This window comes from Methanohalophilus portucalensis (assembly GCF_002761295.1).
GTDB classification, from domain to species: domain Archaea; phylum Halobacteriota; class Methanosarcinia; order Methanosarcinales; family Methanosarcinaceae; genus Methanohalophilus; species Methanohalophilus portucalensis.
Map to the genome: position 1 here is coordinate 560,545 of NZ_CP017881.1, position 18,548 is coordinate 579,092.

Genomic DNA, 18,548 nt, shown 5'->3' on the forward strand with positions numbered 1-18,548 from the left:
TTTACGAGTGACAGGGTGCAGGGGCAGAGAAAGCCCATGAGTTCACTCATGGGATGAATCGTACCCCGCTTCCTGTTATGCACTGGATCTAAATATGGGACAAGCATTATATATTTGTCGAGCAAATACTGTAATGTGGCAACAAAGAGATGGACCTGTAGTAGGACAACTGTGTACAATATAGGGTACCACTTGATCTGGTGTCCCAAATATCGCAGAAGTGTTTTGGGAGAAAATATTCAAAACAGATTAAGTGAACTGTTGTTAGAAAAAGCCGATGAAATCGAGATAACAATAGAAAAAATGGAGATTCTTCCAGATCATGTGCATTTGTTTTTGAAATCCACGCCTACAGCAAGTCCACACTGGATAGTTCAGCAATTAAAAGGGTATAGTTCAAAGATTCTCAGACAAGAGTTTCCCGAACTCAAATCGAGGTTGCCGACACTCTGGACAAGAAACTATTATTGTGAATCGGTTGGACATATCTCACAAAAATCCGTCAAAAAATACATCGAACAGCAGAAGAATGTATGATATTGACTTACAAAATCAAGCATAATCGGGATTTTTCCGATGAACTCCTGAAAGCAAGGAGAATAGCCGAATATGTAGTAGCTCACAAACCGTCTTCTTCAAAGTTAACTTCCAGAGATGTAAAGCATCTTGGACTGAAATCTGTCATCTCCAATCAGATTATAAGGAAATATGGACGGAATAAGAAGATAAAGAAAGTCAATCGTGTCAATCTGATTATTCCAAATCAGGGTATACAAATCAAGGAAGATAATATAATCTATATTTCTTCGTTGAAGTTGAATCTCAAATACCAGTTTACTGCAAATTTTAAGAAAATCAATCAGATAGAAATCAATAATGAGTATGCTTTTGTTTCTGTAACAATTCCTGAAAATACTGAATATGAACCTGAACACTGGATAGGTGTGGACAGGAATACTACAGGACATGTCGTTGTTGCTGGTGAACCTGATAGTGGGAAAGTAATGAAACTTGGAAAACATGCACAGCACACCCATAACAAATACAAACATATCAGAAAGCGATTGCAGAAACAGGGTAAATACAGGAAGGTCAAACAACTTAAAAATCGGGAAAGCAGAATAGTTCGTGATTTAAATCACAAGATGAGCAGGAAGATTGTTGATACTGCAAAATCAGATAATAGCGGAATTAAACTTGAGGACCTTAAAGGCATAAGGAAAAACCGTAAACATGCAAAATCATTCAAGTACTCCCTGAACAGTTGGTCATTCTATCAATTGCAAACAATGATAGAATACAAGGCCAAGCTGCTTGGGGTACCGATTTCCTATATAGATCCGGCATATACTTCTCAGAAATGCAGCAGGTGTGGACATATTGGAGACAGGAATGGCAAACAGTTTGAGTGTCCTGCATGTGGACACGTTGACCATGCGGATGTTAATGCAGCTTTCAATATTGCGTTATCTCCATGTATGAGTCAATCCAGTGCAGAAAGGGATGTACTGGAAGGGAGTACTGATACCCCTGAAGTGGCAATGGCTTGAAAGCAGTCAACCACAGAACCCCACGGACTTTAGGCGTGGGAGTATGTCAGCACCCATGATTCTTAAATAGCTTCATTACAATATGACTACTGATACTGATATATAGAAATTTTTGATTGTAATTCAGGTGAAGCAATGTACTCAGACAGAATAAATGCACTACCACCATATTTGTTTGCAACGATAGATGAAGCCAAAGCCAAGGTCAAAGAAAAAGGCGTGGATGTAATAGACCTTGGTGTGGGTGACCCTGATCAACCTACTCATCAGCATATCGTCGATTCCATGTGCGAGGCTGTCCGCGATCCCTCAACCCACAGGTATCCATCCTATTCTGGCATGCCGGCTTTCAGGGAGGCAGCAGCCCGCTGGTGTAAGGAGACAAAGGGAATTGACATCGATCCGGCCACAGAAGCCCTCACAATGATTGGCTCCAAGGAAGGTGTAGCACACATCCCTCTTGCTTTCCTCAATCCCGGAGATGTAGCCCTTGTGCCTGATCCCGCATACCCGGTGTACAAGATAGGCACTCAATTTGCAGGTGGTGTACCTCATATTATGCCTCTGCTTGAGGAAAATGATTTCCTTCCGGATCTGGATTCGATTCCAAAGGATGTACTTGAGAAAACCAAACTCATGTTCATGAATTACCCCAACAATCCGACTTCAGCCACAGCAAGCCTCAAGTTCTTTGAAGAGGTTGTGGATTTTGCACGGGAAAATGATGTTGTGATAGTCCATGATAATGCTTATTCAGATATGGTTTATGATGGTTATGAGGCTCCCAGTTTCCTGAGTGTTGACGGTGCAATGGATGTAGGTGTTGAATTCTATTCCCTTTCCAAGACTTACAATATGACAGGCTGGAGGATTGCCTTTGCCGTGGGTAACAAGGATATTATCACCGGTTTTGGAAAGGTCAAGTCCAATATAGACTCCGGTGCATTCGAGGCAGTCCAGAAGGCAGGAATTACTGCACTGGACAGTTCCCAGCAGTGTGTCACAGATATGAATAGTGTATACAAGCAAAGGCGTGACGCCCTTCTGAAAGGTCTTGACGCGATGGGTCTTGATGTGAATCCACCAAAGGCCACCTTCTACGTATGGGCCCGCGTTCCTGAGAAATACAGTTCAATTGACTTTTCTTCTCTCCTGCTTGAAGAAGCGGGAATTGTCGCGACCCCTGGTGTAGGATTTGGCGACTATGGTGAAGGCTATATCAGGTTCGCTCTCACCCAGACAGTTGAACGTATAGAAGAAGCCGTAGGAAGAATGGAAAAACTGGATTTCTAATCCTTTCCTTTCTTTTTCTTTTCATTTTTCAGGCAGTATACTATCCGGATCTATGCGCCCGCTTTGTATCATATGATCGGCCAGTACAATTGCCATCATGGCTTCGGCGACAGGTACCATTCTCGGCGGGATAGTCGGATCATGTCGCCCCTTAATTTCTATAATTTCTTCTTTTTTTGTCAACATATCTGCCGTATGCTGGGTCGATGAGATCGATGGTGTGGGTTTTACAGCACAGCGGCAAATCAGTGGCATGCCTGTGGTAAGTCCTCCGAGCACACCGCCTGCGTTGTTGGTAAAAGGTTTTATTGTTTCGTTGTCAACTTCAAAGGCATCGTTCATCTCACTGCCTCTCATTCGGGCTGCCTTGAATCCTGCACCAAATTCAATTCCCTTGACTGCACCGATACCCATCATTGCAGCCGCAATATCTGCATCGATCTTATTGAATACTGGCTCACCCAGTCCTGCAGGTACACCTGTGGTGAGGATTTCCACAATTCCTCCGGTGCTCTCCCCGCAGTTGCGCATATTCTCTATCATCTCAAGCATTTTTGTTGCAGCTGCGGGGTCTGCGCAGCGCACAGGATTTTTTTCGATTGCATTTTTGATATCCGGATCGATATTTTCTGCCCGGATTCCTCCGAGTTCGATTACATGTGCAACTACTTCGATACCGTATACTCCAAGTAATTTTTTTGCAATTGCGCCGGCTGCTACCCTGCCAATGGTCTCACGGCCTGATGATCGTCCTCCTCCCCTGTGGTCCCTGTGGCCGTATTTTTCCATATAGGCAAAATCCGCATGACCGGGTCTGGGTTTATTGCGTAATTTGTCATAGGAACTGGAATTTGCATCCTTATTGTAAACAATCAGTGATATCGGGGTGCCTGTTGTAATACCTTCAAACACTCCCGATAGAATTTCTACCCGATCCTTTTCTTTGCGGGGTGTTGCAGCAGCACTCTGGCCCGGTCGGCGGCGATCCAGTTCTTTTTGTATATCTGCTTCATCGAGGGCCAACCCTGCAGGAGTTCCGTCTACAACTGCTCCCAGGGCTTTTCCGTGGGATTCTCCCCAGGTGGTTATCCTGAACGAATGGCCAAACGTGTTTCCTGCCATGCTATTATGTTACACACTCCGTTATTTATCAATTTGCTTCAATCCTGCTTTTCATATGGCTCCATATGTACAACCACATCCTTTACACCCTTGATATACTGCTTGATTTTATCACTCACCTGGTGGGATATGCCGTGTGCCTGGTCAACCGGCATTTTTGGATCCACCTCGATATGCAGGTCGATATAATATTCTCCTTTTGTCCCTCTTGTGCGTATCCGGTGGCATTCCATTACCCCATCTACTTCAAAAGCTATGTCACATATTATATCTTCATCAATTCTTGATTCATCGCATAGGGTTTTGCTGCTGCTTTTGATTATATTGATCGCCGCGCGGATTATAAAAAGGGAAATGATGACAGCTATTACCGGGTCGATAAGGGGGAATCCACCTTTGACTGCAAGCAGGCCTGCGATGACTGATAGGGATACGTAGATATCACTTCTAGTATGCATGGAATCTGCAATCAGGATGTCACTTTTCAGTTTCTCACCTTCCCTTTTTTCGTATATTGTTACAAAGAGGTTGACTGCAATGGTAAGTATCATTACAACAAAACTTAAAAAAGTGATTTCCGGTGTGGATGGTGAGATAAAACGATCAACTGACTTGGAGATTATTTGCACCGCCACTATGAACAGCAATACTGCAATAAAAACCGAAGCCAGGGATTCATATTTTTGGTGTCCGTAGGGATGACTGCGATCAGGCGGCTTTGATGCAATCTGGATTCCGAGTATACCTATTATGTTGGAGATACCGTCAAAAAGGGAATGATAACCGTCGGATTCCATACTTAAGGTGTTAGTAAAACCACCATACCCGATTTTAGCAAAGGATACTATCAGGTTAAGTACAAGTATCTTAACAAGTATCGATCTTATTAACCGGTATTTATCTGTAGGGGAATCCATCATAATAATTTAAATCCTGTTTGTTATATTTAGATACTACTTTAATGAAGAAGTATATTGACTTTCCGTTATTTCGTTAACAGGGTGACTATAAGATGTTCAAAGTTGCGATTACAGGCAAAGGCGGTGTGGGAAAAACCACCATTTCAGGTACAATTGCACGTTTGCTTGCCAGGGACGGCTATGATGTTCTGGCAATAGATGCGGATCCGGACATGAATTTGGCTTCCTCTCTGGGTATAACCGCTCCTCCCAAACCATTGACCGAATACAGGGAAATGATCGAGGAGCGTGCGGGGCAGACAGGAGGCATGTTCAAATACAATCCTAAAGTGGATGATGTAGTTGAAAAATACGGGGCCGTGGGTCCGGACAATGTAAAAATGCTTGTCATGGGTACGGTGGAAAAGGGCGGAAGTGGCTGTATGTGTCCTGCATCAGCATTTTTGCGCGCCCTGCTGCGACATGTGGTGCTCAAGGACAGCAGTGCTGTCATAATGGATATGGAAGCTGGCATAGAACATCTGGGCAGGGGAACCACAAAAGGCATTGATTTAATGCTGATTGTTGTGGAGCCGGGCAGACGTTCCATTGAAACCGCATCACGTATAAAGAAACTTTCTGACGAGATTGGTATCAGGCATATTGCTGCAGTCATTAATAAGAGCAATGAAGCTGACATGTCAACTGTGCTGGAGGATATCGGAATCCCGGTAATTGGCGAGATTCCTTTCTCATCGGACTTTATAGAAGCTGATCTACAGGGTCTGTCGCCCATTGATTTGGGTGGGGATGCATTGGAATCTATCAAAAATGTCAGGGACAATATGGTGGATATGATTACATCCTTTGATGATGCTCAAATGAAGTAAAGGATCACAGGCAGCAAAATCACTCCCATAAGGTGACTTCTCCTGACCTTCATGAAAGGGGGAAGCATGCCTATTGTAGTGGCTGTCAAAAAGAGCAATATTCCGAAAATCCCGGTGAAAAGGGCTACCATTATAGTAAGTCCGGCTATGACAGCAAAACATAGTTTCCTGTATTCTATTTTCTTCAGGACATGATGTACATTGTTTCCAATAGCTATGGTAGATAGGTAGGATAGCAGGGCTGCTGCAACTATTGCTGTCAGGAAAAGAATTATTGAGCGGCTATCAATGGTTGCAGTATCAAGCAAACGGTTGACTGCTACCATAGCACCGCTTCTTGTTTTACCGATCATCGCCAGGGCAAAAAGGCCAAAAATAGAGTTTGCTGTATTAACTCCGGATATGGATACTATAAACTCCTTTGAATCTTCCAGTTCATCTTCAATATCATCCCTGTCGATTTCTTTTGGAATAGTAAATCTTGCAACCACTGTGGCAATTGAAGCCGAGATCCCGGGCAGCCACGCAACAATTGAGCCAGCAAAACTGCCGGATATTATGCCACGTAATATTCTCTTTACTGAAAGTTGCATGCGGGATATATTTTCAGAAGGGATGTGCGAATCTGACATCAGGCTGATCGCTAGTTGGGAGGCACCGAATAATCCGCTCAAGATAGGTAACAGAATGGACGTTTCACCAAATTTTAAGATTGGTGTTGCCAGGTATTCCATCTCAAATGCAAAATATCCCAGCAATCCGCTTAGTATAAAGAGACAAAGAGCATAACCTTTGTATCTAAATGAGGCAAGTGATCCCTGTCCTGTGACATATTCTCCTTTCTCGGTCAGGATAAGTATGGCTGATATGGCTATGAGTATCCAGGCCATATTTTCCTGTATAGTATCATAGGCATTTGTGAAGAAAAATACCAGGGGATATGCCATTATAAGGGCAAAGGCAACAGAACCTGCACTTCCCAGGGCAGAAAGCCTGACTGCTTCGGCCCCATATCCATCCAGTAGCAACCTGTGGCCGGGCAGGACTGCAAGGGCCATGTCATCGTTAGGTGCGCCCAGAAAAATGGCAGGTATAATATCATGAAAAGTGTGAGATATGGAGTTGGATAATACAATTATTGCTACATAAAGAGGTTCGATTCCCTGATTCAAAAGAATGGGACTCAATCCTACCAGTATCAGGGCGAAATTGTTTGTATGTATGCCCGGGATAAGGCCGGAAACAATACCCAGCAGAAATCCTGCCAGGATTGACAACAGTATCAGGGATATTTCAACTGTCATGATTGCCTGTTATTCAGGCATAACAATATTTATATTTTTGTTTATGTTAATATTTTATTAGTTTATTATTTTTATTTGTATTCAATGTGTAACGTAAGTATTTATACGAGATCAAATTGACTGTGGTCACATGACCGAAGAAAAAACCAGGTGTATGAAATGCAATCATGAAGCTATCATTTACCAGCCATATTCCGGTATGCACCTGTGCAAAAAACATTTTACAGAAGATGTAGAGCGCAAGGTCAAGCTTACGATTCGCAAGAATTACAATATAGGCAAAAACGAAAAAATTGCAGTTGCCTTGAGTGGTGGTAAGGATAGCTGTGTGGCCCTGTATATTTTGAACAAGATTTTTGGCAAACGCAGGGATTTGGAACTGGTTGCAATTACAGTAGATGAAGGTATTTCTGTTTACAGGGAACGCTCAATAGGCTATGCCAAAAAACTGACGTCTGATATTGGTGTAAAGCATCTTATCCATAGTTTTGCTGATGAATACGATACATCCCTTGATGAACTGGCAGCAAAGGAAAGGGTACATGGTGCATGCAGTTATTGTGGTGTGCTGCGCAAATCCCTGGTAAACAGGATAGCTCTTGAGATCGGGGCTAAACGACTTGTGACAGGTCATAACCTTGATGATGAAGCCCAGACGATAATGATGAATCATCTGGGGGGTGATGTGGAGCGGATGATACGTCTTTCTCCACCAAGAGAACTCGAAGGGTTGGTCCTGCGTGCCAAACCCTTACGCAAGATCCCCGAAAATGAAGTGGAATTGTATGCAAAGGTCAATGATATCCCTGTAGATATAAGCCTGTGTCCTTACAAACATGAGGCTTTGCGTAACGAAGTAAGACTGATGCTTGATGACTTTGAGCAAAAACATCCTGGTACGAAATATTCACTCCAGAAGGGTTTTGATAAAATGGTGGGGATACTTGCGAAAGAATTTCCTCAGGCGGAAATTAAAAAGTGCACAATTTGCGGGCAGGCCTGTACTGCTGATGTCTGTCAGGCCTGCCGGCTTCTTGGCAAGACCTGATCAACGCTGAAATTTCAGATAGTCATCAATATCATAAAATTGTGTGCTTTTACCGCTTAAATACATCCTTGTCCACCACAGTACTGTCAGGGGCTGAATTACTGCAAAGGACAGGACAAAATCGGCAAATGACCAGAATGTACTGAGTATTTCTATGGAACTCAGGACTTCCCCGGCTACTCCGGTGAGTATTGACAGGCCAATCAGAACCAGCCAGAGTATAACTGTATCAAGTTTATTGTTCATGAAAAATGAAAAACCTTCTTCCAGGGCTTCCAGGGGTTCCAGTCCACCAACAACCAGTGCATATTCTGCAAAAGTAAAGATCAGTTTGACTACGATTGCATAGAATATCCAGGCAAATATCCCAAAAACAAGGATTAATGTTCCAGAGAGTGCTTCTTCAGGGTTTTGCATCAATATGCTCAGGTCTCCAATTGCCAGTATTCCAGGTACCACGAAGATTATTCCTGCGAGCATAATCAGCATTACTATGAACCTGGTAAGGAAGAGGTTGATAAGGTTCTTTTTTCCTGATGTAAACATCTCATTGATACTGGTGGAGCCGTCTTCAAGTGCTTTTTTTGCCATTCCTATGGCTCCGCCGTAAAAATAGGAACTTATCAGGGTGGATACTACAAATGCTGTGATAAACAGGAGTATGAACAATCCCATATTTTCATAAAAGGCAGCTGTGAGGACTCCAAATGCCATTTCAGGATTGATATTTGTGGGGTCTGTTGTAATATCCTGCATTGCAGGCATAACAAATATGATGACCGCAACCATGAAAAGAACAAACATTGCAAATATGCCTGCAAATATGTTCAAAAAGAAGGGGATGCAAATATTGAGATTATGTGTCCAGGTCTGAAAACCTTTTCTCAGAACCGTATTTATATTTTCCATTAAATATTATCTCCCGATTTCCATATCGTGATAGTTATATGGAAGTTTCCCTATGGATATAACTGCATTTCCATAAGTCTTCTTATTGTATAAAGATTCTCATGCAGGTGATTCAATGGATGCCGAAAATGATAAAATCATGGTAGTTTCTCACTGTCTTCTCAACCCTGAGTCGCGTCTGGCAGGTATTAAAAATCCGGGAAAATTTTCTCCTGGAAATAATAATGTAATCCAGCTTCCCTGTCCGGAACTGATTTATTTTGGTTCAAGCCGCCGGGAAATTACCAGGGACCAGTTAATTCATTCGGCCTACAGAAAATTCTGCAGACAATTATTCGCCCCCTTTGCAGATATGCTCGAGGAATTTTATCGCAGGGGCTTTTCAGTTGAATTTGTGGGAGTAGGAAAAAGCCCCTCCTGTGCTGCAGATCTCACTACAGTGAGTGGTCCTGCCGGCAGGGTGTCAAACTTTACACATGAACATGCCGCTGGCAGGGGTGTTTTTTTTGAAGAAATCGAGATGGAACTTGTCAGGCGTGGAATATGCTATAGTATGCAGGATTGCCACAAACAGTAAAATATATATAACATGTAGTCATCACGAGGGTTGCTGACGGGTTGTCTTTCTTTTCCTAAAACCCCCACTCCCCAAATATTAAACCCCCCTTAAAACCCGTCAGCTTTTCCCCATTAGTAATTCTCAATAGGGCAATCCCTATTATCTTTATAACAAATAAGTGTAGGATAGCTTATACTGTTTTATTATATCAAAAAAAAGAAAATGAAGGTCAAGAGACCTTCAGAAAATTCCTGCCCCGATAAACAGGGAGGAGAAAAGGATTGCAACTACGTTTACTACTTTTATTAATGGATTTATTGCAGGTCCTGCCGTGTCCTTAAATGGATCTCCTACGGTATCTCCCACAACAGCTGCTTTGTGAGCTTCGGAACCTTTTCCACCATGGAATCCGTCTTCGATAAGTTTTTTCGCATTATCCCATGCACCTCCTCCATTATTCATTGTTAATGCAAGGAGTAATCCGGATGCGATGATTCCTATAAGAAGACCTCCCAAAGCCAGTGGTCCAAGAACGTAACCTACAATCAATGGAGTGGCTACAGCAAGGATTCCTGGAAGTGCCATTTCTCGAATGGCTGTGGCCGTAACAATGTCTACACATTTTCCATATTCGGGTTTGGAAGTACTTTCCATTATGCCAGGAATCTCTTTGAACTGACGTCTGACTTCATTGATAACTGCAAAAGCCGCTTTTCCGACAGCCTGCATTGTTACTGCACTGAATACGAACGGCAAAAGAGCACCTATCAACAGGCCTGCCAGAACGACCGGGTTGTCAAGAGCGAGTTCTCCTATCTCCAGATTTACTTTGTATCTGTAATCTGCAAAAAGAGCCAATGCACCAAGAGCCGCTGAACCAATGGCATATCCTTTTGTTACAGCTTTTGTTGTGTTCCCAACTGCATCCAGGGCATCTGTAACCTCTCGTATTTCAGAAGGTAGTCCTGCCATTTCGGCAATACCGCCGGCATTGTCAGTGATGGGGCCGTAGGAATCCAGAGTAACAATCATTCCGGTTGTGGAAAGCATTGCTGCTGCTGCTATTGCTATTCCGTAGAGTCCCATTGCCGGGTCTGCTGCCCCGCCGGCAACAAAAAAGGAGCCCAAAATACCACCTACTATTATTAAAACGGGTAGGGCAGTACTTTCAAGTCCCATTGCCAGGCCCGAAATTACATTTGTACCTGCACCGGTTTCAGAAGCTTCTGCTACTTTTTTAACCGGTCTGTAACTTGTTGAAGTATAATATTCGGTGAAGAGGACCATCAGTACCATGATGACAACACCTACAAGTGATGCATAATAGATGTTGATGTTACCGATAAGCATGTCTGTTACGAAATAGAATGCAACAAGACAAAGAATTGCAGATACTGCCACTCCCTTATAGAGCGCTTTCATTATCTTATTGTCATTTCCTATGCGTATGAAGAAAATTGATATGATGGATGCAAAAACAGCTACTGCACCGAGAATTAATGGGTAGATCACTGCGTTGGGATAGGTTTGCAGAATCTGAGTACCAAGCAGCATAGCTGCAATTACGGTAACTACGTATGTCTCAAACAGATCTGCTCCCATACCAGCACAATCTCCTACATTATCTCCTACATTATCGGCAATTACGCCGGCGTTTCGGGGATCATCTTCAGGTATGCCTGCTTCAACTTTACCTACAAGATCTGCTCCAACATCAGCGGCTTTGGTATATATACCGCCACCAACCCTGGCGAAGAGACTGATAAGACTTGCACCAAATGCAAATCCAATTATCTGATCCACATCACCGAACATTATGTAGAATACACTAGTACCAAGCAGAGCCAAACCTACTACTGCAAAACCTGATACTGCACCACCATGAACTGCGACTTGCATAGCTTTTTTCAGTCCTTCTGATGCAGCGTTTGCTGTTCTTACATTTGCTCTTATAGATACATTCATTCCAATATATCCTGCAGCAGCGGAACTTATAGCTCCTACTATGAATCCGATAGCAATTTTTCCACTGTTTTCTTCCAGCAATACATATATCAGAAAAGCCAATATTACAGCAACTATAGCCACTGTTTTATATTGACGGTTCAGATATGCCATGGCCCCTTCCTGTATCGCGGTGGCAATTTCCTGCATTCTTTCGTTACCTGTTCCTTCTTTGAGGATACGGGTTGCGAAAAATGCAGCAAATACCAGACTTACGATACCTGCCAGAGGGGCGAGGTATATTATATCCTGCATTATTGTTCTCCTAAATTTGTTTGATTTTTATGATAATGCTATGATGGGTTATCAGACAGATGGAAGTTCCAGCTGCCCTTTCCCTATAATTATTAATCTTTAGTGGTGCCACAAAGGCAGGTTGAAATAGAACACACCTAATAAGAAATTAACGTTTTAAAATTTTTAGATTGATGTGTGCCATGTTCGATTTGCCCTAACATATTTTTGTTAGTATTAATGTTTTACCTTTTATATGCACCACAGATATGAATAGACATATTAATCATAGCGTATTATCCTATGCCAATGAGGATTTCAGGGCTTATACTCGTAATTTTGCTGCTTTCGTGCTCTGTATCAGGGGCACTTGCGGCTGATGATGGCGGGGATTATATACATATTTCAAGTATGCAGGTTCGATTTTCAGGTACTGATGCGACAGTTGATCTGTTCTATGACCTGGATTTTTTCGGGGACATGTATATTTTTGCATTAGGCAGTCGCCATCTTAAACCTGAGTTTGAGGCCTTTTTTTATGATTTTGAAGAATTAAAGGTTGTAGAACTCGGAAGGGCCCATTCCAGATTCGTACTCAAAAATGTATCTCGGGAAAGTGATAATTTCTATCTTCATGATGAGAAGAAACTTGGCAGACAAGTTGGTTCTCTTGTAGTTATTTATCCTGCAGGCCCTTCAAAAGCTATGGGAAGTGTGGATTCGATCCCAAATCTGTTTTATGAAAAATAATGAATCTGCAGTAATTGATTATATGTAATCTTTATGTCCTGCTATCCTTTTGATTGGAATTCAATCTGTTCTGACAGTAAAATTTTTATAGTTATGCATTATAATGCATTATTATGGTGCGTCCCAGAAAAAAGAGGATGGTGGGATACCGTCACAGGTGTCGGCGTTTCAATCCCGATGACACGAACGAAAGTATGCCTGTTGTTGACGTGGGTGTAGATGAACTGGAATCCATGAGATTGAATATTTTGGAAAAATTATCTCAGGGAGAGGCAGCACAGAAAATGGGAGTCCATCAATCTACATTTCAAAGAACCCTTCGCATGGGTCTTGAAAAAGTTACGGATGCACTGGTCAATGGAAAAAGTATCTTTTTAGAAGGAGGTGAAGTCAATATGCCTGGAGGAGATGGCACAGGTCCAGATGGAACTGGTCCGACGGGGGCCAGAGGACAGGGTCGTAGAGGTGGTGGAAATCGCCCGGGCCGAGGAGCTGCAGCTCCGCAGAATTGCAGGTGTCCTTCATGTGGACATCTTGAACCACACCAGCCGGGTGTACCCTGCAGTCAGGCCAAATGTCCTGAATGCGGTTCCCAGATGGTGCGTGGTTGAATTTATAGACTGAAAATAATTAAGAACAGACAAAGGAGGTTGTATTAATATGCCAGGTGGAGATAGGACCGGTCCCAGGGGAATGGGGCCTATGACAGGAAGAGGTGCAGGTTACTGCAGTGGAAATGAAGTGGCCGGATGGCAGAATAGTTTATTTGTTCATAACCCTGCCAGAGGAAGATTCCAAAGGTTTGGTGGTTTTTCGCGAGGTAGAGGTATGGGAAATTATGCTCGAAGACCTCTCACACAACCCGTGTATGAATCCGGAACAAGTCCATCTTTAAATTTTCCATCTGCAAAAAGGGAACTTGAAAGTCTTGAGAAAGACAAGGAATGGATTTGTCAGCGCATAGAACAATTGAAAGAACAGCTTACAGAAACAGGATCATTATCTGAGGATTAATGGTCCCTTTTTAATTTTTGATGGGATTTTAGATGACTAAACGCAAATCAAGGTTAATTTATGGACCAATCCTTTCAAGAAGATTGGGCAGATCATTGGGGATAGATGTCATAAGCAATCCTTCCAGTCGGAAAAACTGTAATTTTGATTGTATTTACTGTCAGCTGGGTTCTGTTGCACACAAGATTCAATCTGTAGATGATGTTGTTGGATGTGTCTCATCTGCTGAAATTGTTGAAGGGATAAAACATTATCATCGTAATATCGAAGATATTGACTACATTACCTTCTCGGGGACATGCGAACCGACACTTAATCCTGCAATGGGAAAAATGATCGAGGGTATCCGGCAGATATCTTCTGTACCCATATGTGTGATAACCAATTCTTCTCTTACGGGCAGGGATGATGTACGCCAAAGTCTTGCAAAGGCAGACCTTGTTGTTGCTACCCTGGTTTCAGGTTACGATAAGACCTTTGAAAATATAAACAGGCCTGCTTCCGGTATCCTGCTGGATGATATTATAGAAGGTCTTGCATCTCTTTCCCATATGGGCACTTGCAGGCTTTCCATAGAGGTCATGCTTGTTGACAGTGATAAATTTGGATACAACACATCGGATTCTGAAATATCTCGTCTTGCTGACATTCTGGAATATATCAATCCGGATGAAGTTGAAGTGCTTACAATTACCCGTCCGCCTGCTGAATCTTCCTTAAAGGCTGTCGATGAAATAAGATTGAAGGAAATTGCCAGTTATTTTGACAGCAGGCTTGGCAGGAGGAAGGTGCGTTTGGTACTGCGTGGTATCAGGAAGGGGCGCTCTACTATCAAGCATGAGAACATTGAAGAAGAGGTTTATGACTTAATCCTGCGTCGTCCCTGTACCACTGAGCAGGTGATTACCTCACTTGGCCTTAATAGGGAAACTCTTATTCCTGTTCTTGAGAATATGGAATATAGGGGGAAGATTGAGTTGGTCTGGGAAGACAAAAGCTGGTATTATAGAGTTTTGTGATTATTCTTTCCAGTGACCACTAAATATATACATGAATAATCATTATAGATTCATGTGTATTTAGGGGATGGTATAACCTATGAAGGAAACAATAGAATCGTCACTTGCAGAGGAACGTGTTTTTGAACCATCTGCAGATTTCAAATCCCGGGCTAATATGAATGACCCGGACATTTACCGGAAAGCAGATGAGGACCTTGAAGGATTTTGGGGGGACCTTGCGGAAAATATTGACTGGTTTGAAAAATGGGATCAGGTACTTGAATGGAATCCACCTCACAGTAATTGGTTCCTGAATGGTAAGGTCAATGCATCATATAATTGCCTGGACAGACATCTTTCTGCCAAAGGGGATAAACCAGCCATTATATGGGAAGGGGAGATGGAGAATACTCGCACCTACACTTACAATGAACTATTTTATTCCACCTGCCGCTTTGCCAATGCATTAAAAGAATTGGGAGTTCAGAAAGGGGATATTGTTACGATATACCTGCCGATGATACCTGAAGCTGTGATTGCGATGCTTGCCTGTGCAAGGATTGGTGCCCCTCACAGTGTGGTATTTGCCGGCTTTTCCCATGAAGCACTTGCCCAACGTATTGAAAACGCGGGCAGCAAATTTGTCATTACATGTGATGGTTACTATCATAAAGGTAAATTAATAGACCAGAAAGAAAAAACCGATATGGGGGTGGAAAAAACAGAGGGAGTGGAACACGTCCTTTTAGTAAATCACACTGCAACCCCGGTAAATTTCATTGAGGGGCGGGATGTGTGGTGGCATGATCTTGAAAAACAGGTTGATTATCAGTGTCCTGCGGAACATATGGATTCTGAAGATACGCTTTTCCTCATGTATACCAGTGGAACCACAGGGAAACCCAAGGGTGTGGTTCATAGTACAGGCGGTTATCTTGTGGGTACCTGCATTACTGCCAGCTGGGTATTTGATCTGAAGGATGATGATATTTACTGGTGTACGGCAGACGTGGGGTGGATCACCGGTCATTCCTATATTGCATATGGTCCCCTTCTCAACGGTGCAACAGTGCTACTGTATGAAGGAGCTCCCGATTACCCCGAAAAGGGGCGGTTCTGGGATATTATTGAAAAACATGGTGTTACAATATTCTATACGGCACCTACCGCTATCAGGACATTTATGAAATGGGGCGAGCATCTGCCTCTAAAACATGACCTTTCTTCCCTTCGTTTGTTGGGTAGTGTCGGGGAACCTATCAACCCTAGGGCCTGGTTATGGTATTATGAGAATATCGGAGGTAAGCGGTGTCCTATAGTAGATACCTGGTGGCAGACAGAAACAGGTATGATAATGATCACACCCCTGCCAGGCATTACTCCGATGAAACCTGGTAGTGCTGTCCGTCCGTTCCCGGGAATCGAGGTATCCATTCTCGATGAAGAAGGAAATGCGGTTCCAGAAGGGCATGGGGGGTATCTTGCAATTGAAAAACCCTGGCCCAGCATGATACGTACCATTCACGGGGATGAGGAACGCTTCATTGAAACTTACTGGAGTATGTGGGGCAAAGATACCTATATGTCGGGGGATGGTGCCCATACTGACAGTGACGGTTATGTCTGGATTCTCGGAAGACTTGATGATGTGATCAAGGTTTCCGGTCACAGACTCGGTACTATGGAGATCGAAAGTTCCCTGGTGTCCCATTCGGATGTTGCAGAAGCTGCTGTTGAGGGGAAAGAGGATGAAATTAAGGGGGAGGTAATAGTTGGTTATGTTGTGCTTGAAGCCGATGTTCCTGTTAGTGATGAGCTGAAAGAGCAACTTAAGGGTCATGTTGTAGATGAGATTGGGCCGATAGCCCGCCCTGCGGCGATAGTTTTTGCAGAGGATCTGCCTAAGACCCGTAGTGGAAAGATTATGCGCCGGGTCCTGCGCGCAATAACGAATAATACTGATCCCGGGGATGTGACCACTTTGCAGAATCCTGAAGTGGTTGAAGAACTCAAAAGAAAAGTTCATCTATCAGATTAACATTCAAACTGCTAGAGGTTTAATTTTCATGGAAAGGAATACTGGCCTTATAGTTGCAATGGATGTTACGCGTATGGATCGCGCCGTCGAGATTGCCAGCGAAGTTGCTGAATGTGTGGATGCCATAAAGGTGGGCTATCCGCTGGTGCTCTCAGAAGGTTTAAGTGTAATATCCCGGCTTGCCGATTACGCTCCTGTCATTGCTGACTTTAAGGTTGCCGACATTCCAAACACGGATGAACTTATCTGCGAGCAGGTATTCAAGGCAGGTGCCTGTGGTGTAATCGTGCATGGTTTTACAGGTGAGGATAGCCTGAAAGCCTGTATAGGTGTGGCCCAACGTTATGATGGGGATATTTATGTAGTCTCTGAAATGAGCCACCCGGGTGGTTCGAAATATTTCCAGCCGATAGCCGATGAAATTGCTTCAATGGCGTATGAATTCGGTGCTACAGGTATTGTCGCACCGGCTACCCGGCCAGAAAGGGTAAAGCACCTGCGTTCTATAATAGGTGATGGTCTTTCTATTATATCCCCTGGTGTAGGTGCACAGGGGGGTAAAGCCTCTGATGTGATTGCAGCAGGTGCGAACTGGATTATTGTAGGTCGAAGTATTTATAATTCAGAAAACCCCAAAGAAACAGCCATGGAACTTGTTACCGGGATTGGTATCTAAGGAAAAAGCCAGTGATGATATACTCTTCTGAGATAGTGATGAGCCCTATGAGTTCTGAGGCTTTTACTTTTTACATTCAGGTCCGGTGTTGATTTATATTCAGGAGAAGGTGCATGACCAAAAATGAGTTGACCGTAAATTGTCGGGATGGTGCTTGTGAACCTCTTCTCGAAACATCTGCCGGTGAAAGAGTTTTCAGGTCAGGCACAGATTCCGTTATAGTTACGCTGCCAAAAGACAGGAGAATAATTTCCAATTCCTGGCTCAATGGGGGCATCCGTGATGATATCAATGTCCTTATCAATCAGCGGATAGGAAGGCATATTGGAAGTGAGGATGAGCTGGAGGAAGGAAATGTTGAAGGCTATCTCGCCCATGTAGTGGAGCAACTTGGCTATTCTGCATCAAATGCAGCTGCATTGCTAACTGCTGCAAGTATGGGAAATGTTGCTTTTGTCACGCACTCTTTCCGTGGCCTTGAAGTAACAGCAATTGCAACCGCAGGCGTAGAAGTAAATGCATGCAGTCCTTCAGACCCTGCTTCCTATTATCAGGAAAATGGTAAATGGCAATCTCTTGGCGGGACAATAAATATGATTCTTCTAATAGATGCAAATTTACCGTCATATGCTCTTACCAGGGCCTGGATGACTGCTACTGAAGCCAAATCAGCAGTTCTGCGTCAATTGATGATTCCAAGTCGTTTTTCTGAAGAATTGGCTACCGGAACCGGGACTGATATGATGGCAATTGTATCCAATGATTCTGCTTATCTGCAATTGACTGACGCAGGTCCTCATTCCAAACTTGGTGAGCTGATATGTAAATGTATAAACCAGGCCCTTTTAAAAGCCCTGGATCAACAATCAGGTATATCAACTGTTTCCCAGAGGGATATGCTCGTAAGGCTTGATAGGTTTGGGGTTGATGAAAAATACTTCTGGAAAGTTTCGACATCCCTTGAGGGTGAAAACAAAAAAGGTCCATTTTATGACAATCTCAGGAATATTTCACGTAATCCTGCTATGGTTGCATTGATTTCTTCTATTCTTCATCTTGTCGATGAATTGAGGTGGGGTCTGATCCCTGAAAACAGCGCAAAGAAAGTAGCTTTTTCCCAGATGCGTCAACTGGACAACGTTTTGAATTTGGGTATGGATGTCCCTTACGATTATTTGCTGGAACCGAAAGAATCAATAATTGATAACTGGGTAAGAGTTACTTCCTGGATTGTAAAAAGAAATGTTTAATTCCTTT

The 18,548-nt window shown here is 43.1% G+C and carries 18 protein-coding genes; 13 read left to right on the forward strand and 5 right to left on the reverse strand.

The features are described from left to right. Positions 1-135 precede the first annotated feature (135 nt). The 3 genes from tnpA (at position 136) to BKM01_RS02975 (ending at position 2,843) form a co-directional block, all read left to right on the forward strand. Positions 136-537 carry an IS200/IS605 family transposase gene (tnpA, locus tag BKM01_RS02965; RefSeq protein ID WP_072360048.1) on the forward strand — a complete coding sequence of 134 codons (402 nt, stop codon included), beginning with the start codon at positions 136-138 and terminating at the stop codon, positions 535-537. Continuing rightward, positions 534-1,550, forward strand: a complete 1,017-nt coding sequence (locus BKM01_RS02970; RefSeq protein WP_072360046.1) for an RNA-guided endonuclease InsQ/TnpB family protein — start codon at positions 534-536, stop codon at positions 1,548-1,550. Before tnpA ends, BKM01_RS02970 begins: the two co-directional genes overlap by 4 nt. A gap of 135 nt (positions 1,551-1,685) precedes the next feature. Then, the gene (locus BKM01_RS02975; RefSeq protein ID WP_072360044.1) at positions 1,686-2,843 is read left to right on the forward strand and encodes an LL-diaminopimelate aminotransferase; all 1,158 of its coding nucleotides are present in this window, start codon (positions 1,686-1,688) and stop codon (positions 2,841-2,843) included. 21 nt (positions 2,844-2,864) lie between these two features. Here BKM01_RS02975 and aroC read toward each other — a convergent pair whose 3' ends face one another. Together aroC and BKM01_RS02985 are read right to left on the reverse strand one after the other, a co-directional pair. After that, positions 2,865-3,965: a chorismate synthase gene (gene aroC, locus BKM01_RS02980; RefSeq protein ID WP_072360042.1), complete on the reverse strand. Its 1,101-nt coding sequence runs from the start codon at positions 3,963-3,965 to the stop codon at positions 2,865-2,867. Between the two features lie 38 nt (positions 3,966-4,003). After that, complete coding sequence (locus BKM01_RS02985) at positions 4,004-4,885, reverse strand: cation diffusion facilitator family transporter (RefSeq protein WP_084006295.1); 882 nt, start codon at positions 4,883-4,885, stop codon at positions 4,004-4,006. A gap of 92 nt (positions 4,886-4,977) precedes the next feature. On the opposite strand from BKM01_RS02985, the gene BKM01_RS02990 reads away from it, so the two are divergent. Next, positions 4,978-5,754, forward strand: coding sequence for an ATP-binding protein (locus tag BKM01_RS02990; RefSeq protein WP_072360040.1), 777 nt, complete (start codon positions 4,978-4,980; stop codon positions 5,752-5,754). On the opposite strand, the gene BKM01_RS02995 is transcribed toward BKM01_RS02990, so the two are convergent. Next, positions 5,742-7,058 carry a tripartite tricarboxylate transporter permease gene (locus BKM01_RS02995; RefSeq protein WP_072360038.1) on the reverse strand — a complete coding sequence of 439 codons (1,317 nt, stop codon included), beginning with the start codon at positions 7,056-7,058 and terminating at the stop codon, positions 5,742-5,744. The two genes, BKM01_RS02990 and BKM01_RS02995, sit on opposite strands and share 13 nt — an antisense overlap. 130 nt (positions 7,059-7,188) lie before the next feature. Here BKM01_RS02995 and BKM01_RS03000 point away from each other — a divergent pair, with 130 nt between their 5' ends. Further along, positions 7,189-8,106, forward strand: coding sequence for a TIGR00269 family protein (locus tag BKM01_RS03000; protein ID WP_072360036.1), 918 nt, complete (start codon positions 7,189-7,191; stop codon positions 8,104-8,106). Here BKM01_RS03000 and BKM01_RS03005 read toward each other — a convergent pair whose 3' ends face one another. Continuing rightward, positions 8,107-9,015: a DUF7847 domain-containing protein gene (locus BKM01_RS03005; RefSeq protein ID WP_072360034.1), complete on the reverse strand. Its 909-nt coding sequence runs from the start codon at positions 9,013-9,015 to the stop codon at positions 8,107-8,109. A gap of 115 nt (positions 9,016-9,130) precedes the next feature. Here BKM01_RS03005 and BKM01_RS03010 point away from each other — a divergent pair, with 115 nt between their 5' ends. Then, positions 9,131-9,592 carry a DUF523 domain-containing protein gene (locus BKM01_RS03010; protein WP_072360032.1) on the forward strand — a complete coding sequence of 154 codons (462 nt, stop codon included), beginning with the start codon at positions 9,131-9,133 and terminating at the stop codon, positions 9,590-9,592. A 222-nt stretch (positions 9,593-9,814) separates the two neighbouring features. Here the strand turns inward: BKM01_RS03010 and BKM01_RS03015 are convergent, their stop codons facing one another. Continuing rightward, positions 9,815-11,833, reverse strand: a complete 2,019-nt coding sequence (locus BKM01_RS03015; RefSeq protein WP_072360031.1) for a sodium-translocating pyrophosphatase — start codon at positions 11,831-11,833, stop codon at positions 9,815-9,817. Positions 11,834-12,121: 288 nt separating this feature from the next. On the opposite strand from BKM01_RS03015, the gene BKM01_RS03020 reads away from it, so the two are divergent. The 7 genes from BKM01_RS03020 to BKM01_RS03050 all read left to right on the forward strand — a co-directional run bounded on the left by BKM01_RS03020 (position 12,122) and on the right by BKM01_RS03050 (position 18,541). Next, positions 12,122-12,562: a hypothetical protein gene (locus tag BKM01_RS03020; RefSeq protein WP_072360305.1), complete on the forward strand. Its 441-nt coding sequence runs from the start codon at positions 12,122-12,124 to the stop codon at positions 12,560-12,562. A gap of 113 nt (positions 12,563-12,675) precedes the next feature. Next, the gene (locus BKM01_RS03025) at positions 12,676-13,173 is read left to right on the forward strand and encodes a DUF134 domain-containing protein (RefSeq protein WP_072360029.1); all 498 of its coding nucleotides are present in this window, start codon (positions 12,676-12,678) and stop codon (positions 13,171-13,173) included. Positions 13,174-13,222: 49 nt separating this feature from the next. Then, positions 13,223-13,576, forward strand: a complete 354-nt coding sequence (locus BKM01_RS03030) for a DUF5320 domain-containing protein (RefSeq protein ID WP_072360027.1) — start codon at positions 13,223-13,225, stop codon at positions 13,574-13,576. A 32-nt stretch (positions 13,577-13,608) separates the two neighbouring features. Further along, positions 13,609-14,595 (forward strand): radical SAM protein, encoded by a 987-nt coding sequence (locus tag BKM01_RS03035; protein ID WP_072360025.1) that lies wholly within the window; start codon positions 13,609-13,611, stop codon positions 14,593-14,595. A gap of 79 nt (positions 14,596-14,674) precedes the next feature. Next, positions 14,675-16,615, forward strand: coding sequence for an acetate--CoA ligase (acs, locus tag BKM01_RS03040; RefSeq protein ID WP_072360023.1), 1,941 nt, complete (start codon positions 14,675-14,677; stop codon positions 16,613-16,615). A gap of 28 nt (positions 16,616-16,643) precedes the next feature. After that, positions 16,644-17,291: an orotidine-5'-phosphate decarboxylase gene (gene pyrF, locus BKM01_RS03045; protein WP_072360021.1), complete on the forward strand. Its 648-nt coding sequence runs from the start codon at positions 16,644-16,646 to the stop codon at positions 17,289-17,291. 113 nt (positions 17,292-17,404) lie between these two features. Beyond that, the gene (locus tag BKM01_RS03050; protein WP_072360019.1) at positions 17,405-18,541 is read left to right on the forward strand and encodes an adenosylcobinamide amidohydrolase; all 1,137 of its coding nucleotides are present in this window, start codon (positions 17,405-17,407) and stop codon (positions 18,539-18,541) included. The last annotated feature ends 7 nt before the right edge of the window (positions 18,542-18,548 follow it).